At 54.3% G+C, this 13,430-nt stretch carries 8 protein-coding genes; 4 read left to right on the top strand and 4 right to left on the bottom strand.

Annotated features, from left to right (window positions below; translation table 11 throughout):
• Positions 1-912 (bottom strand): 1-phosphofructokinase, encoded by a 912-nt coding sequence (pfkB, locus tag RGB73_RS14240; RefSeq protein WP_310773168.1) that lies wholly within the window; start codon positions 910-912, stop codon positions 1-3.
• The gene (locus tag RGB73_RS14235) at positions 909-1,664 is read right to left on the bottom strand and encodes a DeoR/GlpR family DNA-binding transcription regulator (protein WP_310773165.1); all 756 of its coding nucleotides are present in this window, start codon (positions 1,662-1,664) and stop codon (positions 909-911) included. The genes pfkB and RGB73_RS14235 overlap by 4 nt, the downstream gene beginning before the upstream one ends.
• A gap of 468 nt (positions 1,665-2,132) precedes the next feature.
• Between RGB73_RS14235 and RGB73_RS14230 the strand changes: the two genes are divergently transcribed.
• The 3 genes from RGB73_RS14230 (at position 2,133) to RGB73_RS14220 (ending at position 7,711) form a co-directional block, all read left to right on the top strand.
• On the top strand, positions 2,133-3,173 hold the full coding sequence (locus RGB73_RS14230; RefSeq protein WP_310773162.1) for a DUF4855 domain-containing protein: 1,041 nt from the start codon (positions 2,133-2,135) through the stop codon (positions 3,171-3,173).
• 78 nt (positions 3,174-3,251) lie between these two features.
• On the top strand, positions 3,252-4,853 hold the full coding sequence (locus RGB73_RS14225; protein ID WP_310773159.1) for an SWIM zinc finger family protein: 1,602 nt from the start codon (positions 3,252-3,254) through the stop codon (positions 4,851-4,853).
• The gene (locus RGB73_RS14220; RefSeq protein ID WP_310773156.1) at positions 4,850-7,711 is read left to right on the top strand and encodes a DEAD/DEAH box helicase; all 2,862 of its coding nucleotides are present in this window, start codon (positions 4,850-4,852) and stop codon (positions 7,709-7,711) included. Before RGB73_RS14225 ends, RGB73_RS14220 begins: the two co-directional genes overlap by 4 nt.
• Before the next feature lie 175 nt (positions 7,712-7,886).
• On the opposite strand, the gene RGB73_RS14215 is transcribed toward RGB73_RS14220, so the two are convergent.
• On the bottom strand, positions 7,887-10,172 hold the full coding sequence (locus tag RGB73_RS14215) for an EAL domain-containing protein (protein WP_310773153.1): 2,286 nt from the start codon (positions 10,170-10,172) through the stop codon (positions 7,887-7,889).
• Between the two features lie 215 nt (positions 10,173-10,387).
• Entirely contained in the window at positions 10,388-12,133 is a 1,746-nt protein-coding gene (locus tag RGB73_RS14210) for an ABC transporter ATP-binding protein (protein ID WP_310773150.1), read from the bottom strand.
• A 528-nt stretch (positions 12,134-12,661) separates the two neighbouring features.
• On the opposite strand from RGB73_RS14210, the gene RGB73_RS14205 reads away from it, so the two are divergent.
• Complete coding sequence (locus tag RGB73_RS14205; protein ID WP_310773147.1) at positions 12,662-13,219, top strand: GNAT family N-acetyltransferase; 558 nt, start codon at positions 12,662-12,664, stop codon at positions 13,217-13,219.
• The last annotated feature ends 211 nt before the right edge of the window (positions 13,220-13,430 follow it).

Here is a 13,430-nt window from a genome sequence, read left to right as displayed (position 1 = left end):
TCATCTCTCTGTAATGGTAATCTGCGGTAAAAACGCTTCGATTTTTTCCAACGTGCAAAAACCTTCCGAGATGGCAGTCGTGCTGCCAGCCGCAACCGCAAATCGAAACGCCTCTTTCTCGTCCATCCCGCGCGAATGCGCATACAAAAAGCCAGCAACAACCGAATCTCCCGCACCGATTGAATTGACTGCCTGCTGTTTGGGGAAATGGGCCGAGAATGCCCGGCTGCGATTGACAAAAACAGCGCCGTCCCCCGCCATGGAAACGATCACGTTGGCAGCGCCTCGCTCCAGAGCCATCCTGCCAAAGTGTACAGCCTCTTCAACCGTCTCGACTTGGGTGTTGAAAAGCTCGCCCAGCTCATGATGATTCGGCTTGATCAAGAACGGCTTTTCATCGATCGCATTTCCGAGCGCCTGGCCTTTCGCGTCCACGATGACTCGGACCCCGCGCTGATTCATCCGCCCCATGATGTGCTGATAAATATCGGAAGGGATGCTTGCCGGGACGCTTCCCGCGAGCACGAGAAAATCTCCTGCATTCAGCCTGTCCAGTTGATCCAGCAGTTGCTGCAGCGCTTCCTCAGGAATATCGGGAGAAACTCCGCTCATGTCCGTTTCCTGATCAGCCTTGATCTTGATGTTGATCCGCGAATCACCTGAGATGGGGATGAAGCGGTGTTCGACCCCATCCTGTTCGAGCTGCTGCTTTATAAAGGCGCCCGTGAATCCGCCGACAAATCCCAGAGCGACACTCGGACAGCCGAGCCGCTGCAACACCTTGGATACATTGATTCCTTTTCCTCCGGCGACCTTCCACTCTTTTTGCACTTGATGGATCGTGCCCGCTGTCATGGCCTCGACCCATACGTGATAGTCGATCGAAGGATTCAGGGTAACTGTGTAAATCATGCTTTCACCACTTTTAAATGGGTCCACTTGCCGTAGATGCTTTGCTCTTCTTCACCCAATCGCTCATCTGTAACAATCGTCACATCGGAGAGATCGCCGAATTTGGCAAAGGTGACCCTGTTGAATTTGTGAGAATCTGCCAAAACGAAGCGCCGGTCGGAAAACTGCAAAGCCAGCTGTTTTACATAAGCCTCGTCCGGATCGGGTGTCGTCAGTCCATTGGTGATATCGATCCCGTTCGTCCCGATAAAGCATTTGTCAAATCGGTACTGGGAAATGGAGCGGACCGCTTCCCGCCCGACCAGCGACCATGTTGCCGCTTTCAATTCTCCGCCGATCAGAAACGTTCGAATGCTACGCCTGATCAATTGGATCGCAATATCCGGGCTGTTCGTCACCACGACGATATTGTCGTGAAGAAGGAATGGTACCATGCGTGACGTAGTCGAACCAGCGTCGATGAAGATGGAGTCCCGCTCGTTGACCAGGCTCGCCGCAAACCGGGCGATTGCCGTCTTCTCCTGCTCGTATTTGACCGATTTTTCCTGCATGGTCGCCTCTTCGATCTTGTTTTGCAGCGATGACGCCCCACCGTGCACGCGTTTGAGCAGCGACTGTTCTTCCAGCTCGCTCAAATCACGGCGAATCGTGGACTCAGAGGCACCTGTCATTTCGACCAATTCCGTGATGCGAACCGTATCTTTTTCTTTCAGCATGGATAATATAAGCTGATGACGCTCAGGAGTAAGCATGATTGCCTCCTTGATTGAAAAATCCAGCTTGTCGTAACCGATTATAACGCAGAAACCTTTCACGAACAATCATTTTCTGTCAAATTCATTCATAATACGCCAAATCAATTCAAAACCTTCCACGAATAACCTTTATCTGATTCCTTTCTAAGCGAAGTCCCCCCCCACTCCACATTCGCCGCCAAGCTCTCTATTCAGGTTTCCCCGATCATGCCGAATCCGGATCTTATTTTTCCAACTTGACTGCATCGCTCCCCCTTCCTTCCGTAGGAAAAGAAATGATCTCAGGATGACCGCCGTTTGTCGAACAGCTTGCTGAGCTTGCTTGCTTGGTTTTTCAAGAGCGGTCGATCCATAGAAGCGGTCTTCGTGATTTTGTTCGCACGGGATAGCCCAAGCTGTTTCTTCATATACATACAAGATCTTGGGCGATACAGACACAGACTTCTGGGAAAGCGGTGGTGCAACTTGTCTTCTTATCCCGCTTTGGAAAAAGGACAGGTAGATCAGCTGTTTCTCGCGTATGCCGGCTACAGCATCGGATCGGATGGCACGCCACACTATCAATTTTGGGAGCCTGCGGATTTTGCCCCGCTTTTGACACATACGAATCCATCCACGGGCTTCATCGACGGTGCCATGTTCAGCGACTTCCTTTTCCTCGCTCTCGGCATTCTCACGGTAACCGGCGAAGGACGGTACCTGACCCGCAATGAAAAAGCACCGGCCACTTGGAACGAATGGGTCAGGTATCTCGATGAGCTGTTTTTGCGCGAGCGAAACCTGGATGCTCTTTGCCAGGCAGTCCAGCGTTCCCCACTCCCCCATGCAAATGTATGGATCGCTCTCCCCTACCCCAACCCTGCCGTCTTTCCGGATGACCTGCTTCGGATACAAGCTGTCGTCGATTGGATCTGCCTGTTCCTGAAAAGATGGTCGACCAGCCCTCTGCGCTGCTGTCTTCGCTTGCAAGGTTTTTACTGGCTCCAGGAGAGCCTGTACGATTACGGCGGTGCATTTGACGATCGCTTTGTCATCAGGGACGTAAACATGCAAATCCACGCGTGCCATACAGATGGACGCCGTCTGCAATCGATATGGATCCCGTATCAGGGAGCCCGTGGATGGGATGAATGGCAAACGCTCGGCTTTGATCTGGCGTTTTTGCAGCCGAATACGTATTTCAACCCTTCTAGGAGCCTCACCGAAGCGGCAGCCTCCGCCGCCCACAGCGGTATGGGACTGGAAATCGAGTTCGATTTGGGCGTCACCTACGATCAGGAAAAGCGCGAGAGGCTGCTCGCTTATTTGCACACAGGCTCCACGGGTGGCACAGACGACAAAGGCAGAGTGTTTCCCCCTTATCAGTTCGAGTCCCCGCTTGCCTGGTACACCGGCGGCTGGTTTTTTGGAAAAAACGGCAGAAAGCAGGCGCTGCTAAGCCTGTACCAGTCTAACGACCCTCTCTACGACCAGATTTTCCGCTTTTTGAACGGAATCCCTGAATGATAGGCGCGCTTCTTTTTCCATTCCCCATTCTTTGCGTTATAATGGAGGGATGACACTTCGTGCGGAGGATCTGACCAGATGTTGCAAAGAGAGCTGACACGACAGCAAGCCATCCAAGCGGGAGAACAGCTTCTCGCGTTTGCCGAGGGACCGATCATCGAACGGGGATACACCTATTTTTCGGATGGCCTTGTCTTCAACACCCGCGTAGAGAAACAAAGGCTGCTTACCTGTGACGTACAGGGATCGCAGGTGTACCAAGTCGTTTTGGACCTGGAAGACGTCCAAAGCAGCACATGCACCTGTCCGTACACCCGCCTGTGCAAGCACATAGCCGCGGCCTTCTTTCAAATGTACAGCGTGTTTGAGAATCCGCGCACGTATCTCACCCGCACCAAGCAGCCGCGTCGGGCGAGGTTTTCTTACGCCATGCTCGTACCGGCGTACAAACCCGGATTGCCGCTCTCTTCTTCGGAAGCCGCATCCGTCGAATCTCCACTAAAACCAACCAGCTCCGTCAGCGATTGGTGGACCTTTCTGGAAAGCTGGACGCGGAATCTTTCCTCTGCAATGGAATCGTACCGCGCTTCGACCGAGCTGATGTCCAGCTACCAAAATGTGCTGGGGGTCGCTTCTGCCTGGCCGCCGGCTCAAGCGCTGCTTTTTTCCGCACACGCCAACCTGTTTCACTTGCGAAAGCTGCAACAGTTCGTCCGGGACCATCGGCAGTCTTACTGGTTCCAGGATTTGTCGCAGACGGCGGAACGGCTGCTTGAACAACTGGAAGGGATCCTGTACTACTCGAATGCAGACCAACTCCGGGAGCATCATCCACACCTGCTCAAGCAGACGATGCTGGTGGCCCGAAACATGAAGCATAGTCCATTCACCGATCTTTATTGGACGTTCGCCTACCAGACTCTTTGGTGGAATCTCCTGCAGGAGCCCGACTGGATCCACAGCGAGGTCGAGGAGCTGGACCGTCTGATTCGGGACAGACAGGCCGCTGACGCTGCAAAAGATACGTACAGGCTGCTTCGCGCCCACTTCTTTGTCATGGAAGGGAATGACGAGGCCGCGATGGAAATATGGCGGCCCAATCCCCGTTTGACCCTCGCTTTTTATTTGCCTTATCTCAAGATGTTCGCGCGAAACGAAGAGTGGACACGCTTTCTTACATGGGCAGAGCGACTGCAATCGCTGATCGGGAGCGCAGACCCCCAACCGTATCAGCTGGTCGTCGCCATTTGGCAGGAAGCGATGGAAAGAGTCGGCAGAGGTGGCGAATGCGGGGCCATGCTGAAACAATTTTTGCCCAGCAGCTTTCACGAATACGCTGGCTATTTGTACGAACAAAAACAGTATCGGCAATGGATCGACCTGCAGATGGCCTATCAGGTGTCTCTGTCGGAAATTCACGGGGTCGCGTTCAAGGAAATCGAGGACAGCACCCCCAGTCTTCTCTTTCCGCTTTACGTACGCGAGGTGAACCGCCTGATTGGAGAACGCAACCGCCCTGCGTACAAAGAGGCGATCAAGCTGCTGAAAAAAGTCCGGACGCTGTATAGCAAGGCCAACCAAGACGCTCATTGGGAACGTTACGTAGATCAATTGGCTGCGAAGTACAACCGATTGCGCGCTTTCCAGGAGGAGCTAAGGAGAGGAAATCTGAATCGATGAGCACAGTCACTACGCTAAGTCTCGCAGCAAAACTTCTGGCAGACGGGCGTTTTTTGATCACCGGAGCCGGTCCCCACGAGGAAGCCATCGATCCCGAGCGGCTGGCGTCCATCCTATTCGCTTGGGACGAACGAACGTTTTACGGTACATTTCTCGAGAAGACCGAAACCGGTTTGCTCCTGAGTCCGTCCGAAGCCCTCTCCCTATTTGCCGCTCCCCTCTGGCTGGAGCATGTGACTTATCAGCCGGATTCCGTTTTTTCCGGCTACCGGGATACTGCGTTGGCGATCCGGGAAGCTCTCGCGTCAGGCAAAATCGCTCCCGACTTTTCCCAGTGGAAGGAAGGCCGCTACGGCTGGAAGCTGGCGCAATCGCCCGATGGTTTTCCGCCGTATGGCAATCGCTGGCTGTCGCTCGTGCTGGAAGAAGCGCTCTCATCCAAAGACGAGCTCGGGATGGCCTGGGACCAGCTCTTGACGCAGTACCCCGCGCTGCTGGTCACCGGCAGCGACCTGTCCCCGCATTTGGAGGAACGAGAATGGCTGCAAACGATCGGCTGGCTCCCGGACCTCACTCCGTTCCGGACATGCCTGCGGCTTGTCGAAGCCGAGGACAGCTTCGGGGATTGGCTTTTGACCGTCTATCTGCAAGACCGGGATGTGCCCGATCGCCTGTTTCTGCTGGAGCCGGATGCCTCCTCGCCACATGGTTTTTCCCCCGTCGGCCTGCCGGCAGATTGGCTGGAGCACGGGGAACGACTCGCGCACGACATCCGCAAATGCCGAGAGATTTTGCCGTGGGAAACACCGGAATCAACCGGGCCCGGACTCGTATCGCGCCTTTCCAATGAACAGGCCTGGACTTTTTTGACCACGAGCAGCCTGCTGCTTGTGCAAGCTGGCATCCACGTCTTTTTGCCTGCGTGGTGGGAACAGGTCAGGCGTGTCCGCCCGAAACTGAAAGCCAAGGTCACCTCTTCGGTCGGATACGGCCGCCACTCGTATTTAGGTCTTTCGCAAGTGATGGATTTCGAGTGGAAGCTCGCCCTGGGGCCCGTGGAACTGAGCGAGGAAGAGTTTGAACAGCTGATTCGGCAAAAGCAGCGGCTGCTGAAAATACGGGGGCATTGGGTTCAGTTGACACCTGATTTGTTTCAGCAGCTGCAGGAGACGCTGAAAAAATCGAAAGGTAAAAGCGCCCTGACATTCCGCGATGTCATGAAGATGCACCTGACAGCGCCTGCTGTGGCGGAAGAAGCGATCGAGGAAGAAGATGAGCGGGAATCGTACCCGTTGTCCTTGGAAGTGGAGCTGAACCAGCACCTGCTGCAATTGCTGCATCAGCTGCAGGAGACGAAGCACATTCCCATCCTGGATCAGCCTGCCTCCTTTTGCGGAACCCTGCGCAAGTACCAGCTCGAAGGCAGCTCATGGCTGCTGTTCTTGCGACGTTTTGGACTTGGTGCCTGTCTCGCGGATGACATGGGACTGGGCAAGACCGTACAGTTCATCACCTATTTGCTGTACCTGCGCGAATATGGCCAGGCGGATATCCCGTCCCTGCTGATCTGCCCCACCTCCGTCATCGGGAACTGGCAAAAAGAGCTCGAACGGTTTGCTCCCTCGCTCAAGGTCTTTATCCATTACGGGAACCATCGCCCCAAAAAAGATGCCTTTTTGGCCGCGATCGAAGGAGCCGATCTGGTCATCACTTCCTATGCCTTGTCGCATCTGGATGAGAGCGAGCTTTCTTCGCTCACCTGGAATGCGATCTGTCTCGACGAGGCCCAGAATATCAAGAACGCGTATACCAAGCAGGCGTCGGCCGTACGGGACCTTCAGGCACGGCACCGCATCGCCCTGACAGGCACGCCGATCGAGAACCGGCTGAGCGAGCTCTGGTCGATATTCGACTTCCTGAACCCTGGCTATTTGGGCAGTCTCGGCGATTTCGCCAGACGGTACGTCCAGCCGATTGAGCGCGACCAGGATCCGGTCCTGATCGGGCAGGTTCAGCGCTTGATCCAGCCATTCTTGCTCCGCCGCGTGAAGACCGACCCTCACATCCAGCTCGATCTGCCCGAGAAAAACGAAGGCAAGGAATACGTTCCCTTGACGGCCGAGCAAGGCGCTCTGTATGAAACAGCGATCCAGGACATGTTTGCCCGCATGGAGAATACGAGTCCGATGGAGCGCCGAGGACTTATCCTCACGACATTGTCACGGCTCAAGCAGCTCTGCGATCATCCGGCCTTGTTTCTGGGTGAGCCTGCAGGAAGGGATGAACCCAGCCGTTCGCACAAGCTTGAGCGCCTGCTGGAGTTGGTGGAAGATATACGCCAAAAAGGGGAACGCTGCCTGATCTTTACCCAGTACATCGAAATGGGCAACATGCTGCAGCGCATACTCAACCGGGAAGGATTCGGTCCCGTGTTCTTTTTGAACGGCTCCACGAAGAAGGAGGCGCGGGACGAAATGATCGCGCGTTTCCAAGACGAGAGCCTGCCGGATTCACAGCGTGGCACGATCTTCATCCTTTCCCTGCGTGCCGGAGGGACCGGCCTGAATCTGACACAAGCCAACCACGTGATTCATTTTGACCGTTGGTGGAATCCTGCCGTGGAAAATCAGGCGACTGACCGCGCCCATCGCATCGGACAGCAGCGAAATGTGCAGGTGTACAAATTTATTTCGCTCGGAACCATCGAGGAGCGGATAGACGAAATGATGGAAAGAAAACAGACCCTGAGCCAACAGATCGTAGGGAGTGGGGAGAGCTGGATCACCGAGCTGTCCACCTCGGAGCTGCGGGAGCTGTTTGCGCTGCGGCACGATTGGCTCGATACAGGAGCCGGATGATGAAAGGACCGATGAACCGATATGGATGGGAATCACGATAAACACGAGAGTGCCTCTCCCGTTCCCGAGGCATCGCAAAAGCTCCCGGAAGCGTGGCAGCGATTTTTGGATGCTGTCCGGCGACACTATGGGAATCAATCGGGCGGCCAGACCGACGAAAGGAAACAAGGTCCGATCACGTAGAGGATCGGACCTTGTTGTTTATGGGAAAAACGACTTCGACCGTCGTTCCTTTATGCGGCTCGCTGGAAAAGTGAACATACCCGTGGTGGTACTGAATGATTTTATAACTGATCATCAGTCCGAGCCCCGTCCCTTTTTCCTTGGTGCTGTAAAAAGGTTCGCCCAGACGTTTCAACCGCTGCTCACTCATGCCGCACCCTTCGTCCACGATACGGATCTTGACCTCATCCTCCCCCTCTTGAAGTACTTCGATCCACACCGTGCCCCCGTCAGGCATCGCTTCGACCGCATTGGAGAGCAGATGGATGAAAAGCTGTCGGATCTGGCCGGGATCGCACCACAATTTCAGCTCGCTGGATGCGGCGACGTTCAGCCTCAGAATGTGGCGGACGACTTTTTCCTGCATGCTATCGAGAACTTCATGGATAATGGACCGAATATCCACAAACTCGAAGTAGCCTGGCCGCTGCTGCGTGAGCGACACGAATTCGCGCAAAATGTTTTCCAGCTGCTTGAACTCAGCCAGCATGATGTCGAAGTATTCCTGTTTGCCCTGGTCTTGCTTCAACAGCTGGACGAATCCTTTGATCGATGTGACCGGATTGCGAATCTCATGGGCTACGCCCGCAGCGAGATGGCCGATGGCCGCTAGCTTGTCCATCTTGCGCAAGAACTCTTCCGCCTGGACCTGTGCTGTAATATTCCGAAGAATAAAGATCACCTGCTCGACCTCCCCCTGACTGTCGAGGACAGGCGTCCCCTTCGCCTCCAGAATGACCTTGGTGCCGTTCCGCAGCACATCGGTAAACGAGACTTGCTGAGGCCGCTTTGTTTCCATCAACTCACGGAGTGCCTGCTCCACTTTCTCTTTCTCCTGAGAATCGATGAAACTCATCAAGGGCTGATCCTGCAATTCCTCGGGTTTGACACCCAAGACGGGGAAAATGGCAGGCGAGGTGTACGTAATGATGCCTTTGTGGTTCACCACGACAATGATGTCCGACATGTTTTCCGTGATCAAGCGGTATTTGGCCTCGCTGTTGCGCAGGGCTTCCTCCGTTTTTTTCAGCTCGGTGATGTCCACACAGGAGGCGATTACCTCTTTCACCTTGCCTGCTTGATAAATGGGTCGCAGCGCCGCGAGATAATGGATGCCGTTCACAAAGCCTTCGTAGCAGACGTTTTCCTCCCCATCCCACGCCCGCTCATAATACGTCGTCTTGATTTTGGCGGCCTCTTCCGGCATAAACTGCGACAATTCACTGCCGATGACCTGATCAGGCGTAAGGCCCATACGATAGAGGAGCTCTCCGTCACACAGGGTATGAACATACCGTTCCTCTTGCTTTGCGAACTTGAACGTCATTCCTTGCTGGTTTCGGATCGCTTCGCCAAGCTCGACGCGAGCTTCGAAAAGCCCTTCTTGTTTCCACAGCTGTTCGATCTGCTCCTTGGGCAAGCCGAGCTGGGGCACAACTCGCTGAACCGATGCAAACTGCTGCGTCAATACGTCCGGATCCAGCGGGATGCTGATCAGATGGCCTTGAGCCGCATCACACAGGTTTTGCTGGAGAAAGACGAGCTGTTCGGGTGCCTCGACGCCCTCCGCCACAACCGCCAGGCGCAAATTTTTCGCCATCCCGATAATGGTCTGGACCACCGATTTTTCAGTCGCGTCCTCCATGCAATGTTTGATGAACGTGTGGTCGATTTTCAGCTTGTCGATCGGAAACCGCTTGAGGGAGTTAAGCGAGCTGTATCCTCGACCAAAGTCGTCGATACTGATCCCTACACCGATTCTTTTCAGCTGAAACAACATCTCGATGGTCCGCTCCGCATCCATCGCCAGCTCTTCCGTAATTTCCAGCTCGAGATACCTCGGATCAAGTCCGCTTTCCTGCAACGCGCTCTCCACCGAACGAAGCAAATCTTCCTGGATGACGGGAAACGACGAGAGATTCACGGATACCACGAACGGCGGAACACCCGCTTTCTGCCACTGCTTGTTTTGTTTGCAGACGGCATGCAGGATCCACTCTTCGATGGCGAAGATAGCCCCCTCTTTTTCGGCGATGGCGAGAAACTCCTTCGGCCGCAGCAAGCCTCTCGTTGGATGATTCCACCGCAGAAGCGCCTCCGCTCCGACCATTTTTCCAGATTTCAGATCGACTACTGGCTGGTAATGGAGCACGAGCTCTTCGCGGACAAGCGCACGGAGGAGATCGCTATCGCCCTCCTCCGAATCTCCGGCTTCCTCTCTTTGGTAGCAAATTGGCAATGGACACCACTTCCCTCCTTTTGATTTTAAAAAAGTCCAGGCATGGAGAATTATCGTCAATTAAAAATTCGTAATTTTTTTAAATCACATTCTTCTTTTACTTTAAAGGATATATACGCACTGTGTCCAGTTTTCCAATGATGGCGCGGACCTGGGACTCGTCCACACAAAAACGGCTCGATCGAAATCGAGCCGCCGCCATTCTCTGCCGGAGTCTAACTGGAAAAGGCCGTATGCCTCTCCCCATAGGATCCAAACTGCGCCTGGTACAGTCTGCTGTATATGCCTTTTCTTGCGAGCAGCTGATCATGGCTGCCCTCTTCGGTAATGCCGTTTTCGGTCACGACCACGATGCGGTCCGCATTTTTGATGGTTGCCAATCGATGGGCGATCACCAGGGTCGTGCGGCCTTTGGACAATTCCGTCAGCGACTGCTGGATGGCTGCCTCCGTCTCCGTATCCAGCGCGGACGTTGCTTCGTCGAGGATGAGGATCGGAGGGTTCTTTAGGAACATGCGAGCAATCGCCAGCCGCTGCTTCTGACCCCCGGACAGCTTGACCCCGCGTTCGCCGATGATGGTCTCCAGCCCATCCGGCTGAGCCATAATGAATTCTTCCAGTCGAGCCCGACGCGCTGCTTCCCAAATTTGCTCTTCCGTGGCTGTCCGGTTTCCGTACGAGATATTTTCCCGGATCGTGCCGGAGAACAGAAAAACATCCTGCTGGACAATCCCGATTTGACTGCGCAGCGACTTCAATTGGATCTGGCGGATATCGTAGCCATCGATTGTAATGCTTCCGCCGTCGATTTCGTAAAACCGCGGCAAAAGGCTGCACAGGGTCGTTTTTCCCGCCCCGGAAGGACCGACGAAAGCAACCGTCTCACCGGCACGAATATCCAAATCGATGTTCTTCAGGAGATTCGCTTCCCGGTCGTAGCTAAACGTAACTCCCTGGTATCGTATGTCTCCTCTGAGTTCCTTTACCTCGATCGCATCGGGGGCATCCGCAATATCCGGCTGGGTATCCATGATTTCGATGTACCGTCGAAAGCCTGCGATTCCTTTCGGATAGCTTTCAATGATCGCGTTGATTTTTTCCATCGGACGGAAAAACACGTTGGTCAAGAGCAGAAAGGCCACGAATTCGCCGTAGGTCAACTGGTTCCGCAGGACAAACCAGCTCCCGCAGATCAAGACAAACAGGTTGACGAGGCGCATCATTATATAGCTGACCGACGCGTTTTGCGCCATGATCTTGTAGGACAAAAGCTTGGTCAAGCGAAAGCGCAGGTTGTTCTCGGCAAAGCGGCTGTTCTCAAATTCCTCGTTGGCGAAAGCCTGTACGACGCGCATTCCGCCGACGTTGTCCTCGACGCGCGCGTTAAAATCAGCCATATCGCCATACAGCCGATGGAAGGCTGCCGTCATCTTTCGATTGAAGTGAATGACGAGCCAGATCATGACGGGAATGACCAAAAACGTCAGGATCGCCATCTCTACATTAATGGTAAACATCAGGACAAAAGCGCCCACCAGTGTCATGACGGCAATGAACAAGTCCTCCGGGCCGTGGTGTGCGACTTCCCCGATTTCCATCAGGTCATTGGTCAGCCTGGACAGGAGATGTCCCGTCTTTGTATTGTCAAAGAAGCGAAAGGAGAGCTTTTGGATGTGGTCGTACAGCTTTTTGCGCATGTCGGTCTCGATGTTGATCCCGAGCATGTGGCCCCAGTAGGTGACGACGTAGTTCATCCCTGCGTTCAATGTGTACATCACGAGCAGTCCCAGGCACGCCCACAGGATGAGCGGCCAATCCTTGCTTGGCAGCAGTTTGTCCACGACCTGGTTGACGGCGAGCGGAAACCCCAATTCAAGCAGGGCTGCCAGAATGGCGCATGAGAAGTCCAGAAAAAACAGTCCCATATAAGGGCGATAATAGGAAAAAAACCGGCGAAGCATGCGGGCAACTCCCCTCTTTCCGGCAATCATCTGCCTCCTTGATAACCATTTTCATTATATAAGCAAGCGTTCGAGATTTCGATGATTTTATGGAATTTTTTTGCATCGTAATCAATCTGGGCATTCGATGCAGCCGTAGTGTTCGATGGTTCGAAGAGATGGACCGAGCAATGATCTGGGTCGTCCTGAACCAGGCTGGCCGTTTTGGACACCGTTTTCCACGAGAAAAAGGCCGAAACCGTCCGGCCTTTTCTTTCAGCGAGGAATAGCGTTGCAAATGTACGGCGTCGGTTTTCCCCTCTCCTTGCGACAGGATTTGTCAAGAGATGCTAACATGGCGACAGGCGGATGAAAGAAAAGGAAAAAAACGAAGGATATCGAATGCTTAATCATGCGTTTTCCGGGGTTTGTCGGCGGTACCTCAATTATGAAAGAAGTGATCTTCGGTGGTCTCAAGGAGGAATACATGAATGATATATGTTGTTAGACATAGACAAACAGAAAGAAATAGTGAAAGGAGATTAGTCCATGTCGAATGAGAACACAGTACACCCCGTCGCCTGGCCACCTGCCCCGATCATGACCGAGCGGCTCGTACTCCGCCAGTCCGAGGCCCGGGACCGTGCGGCGCTGATCGACCTGTTCGCCTCACCAGAGGTGGGCACCTACATCGGCGGGTCCCGACCGCGTGACGAGCTCGAACGCGCGTTGCCCGAGGTGCCCGGGCAGCGCTTCGGCTTCTTCGTGGTCGAGCTCAACGGAACAGCGATCGGCATGATTACGCTCGATCGGCGCGACCCGGAGCGTAAGGGTCACATCCGTCCAGAGGGCGGTGAGCACGAGCTCGGCTACATGTTCCTGCCGCAGGCGTGGGGACGCGGATACGCCACCGAGGCGTGCGCAGCGGCCCTCGACTGGTTCGCCGACGTGCATCCTGGCGTGCCGGTGGTGCTCTCCACCCAGACCGCCAACGAGGCCTCGATGCGCGTCGCGGCGAAGCTGGGATTCACCGAGGTGGAGCGGTTCGAGGACTACGGTGCCGAACAGTGGCTTGGCGTATGGTATCCGGGAACACCATCCGAATGAGCTCATACGCGACATCGCGACCCGAGCCCCCAGGGGATTTGCCGCATCACTTGGCTTTGACCCAATCCCGGTATGCAGGCAGATCTCCTGGCGCTTATTCATTTACAGAAATCCTCCTTTATTCTGAATGTACTGTACATGAAATCGCTGATCGATTTTTGTTATTTCTGCGGTTGCCTACCTCTTCCATGCTAGTTCAAAGACTTGTGCC

This window comes from Brevibacillus brevis, from assembly GCF_031583145.1.
Taxonomy (GTDB): domain Bacteria; phylum Bacillota; class Bacilli; order Brevibacillales; family Brevibacillaceae; genus Brevibacillus; species Brevibacillus brevis_E.
Note: the sequence above shows the minus strand (reverse complement) of the source record. Positions and strands in the feature narration are given on the sequence as shown.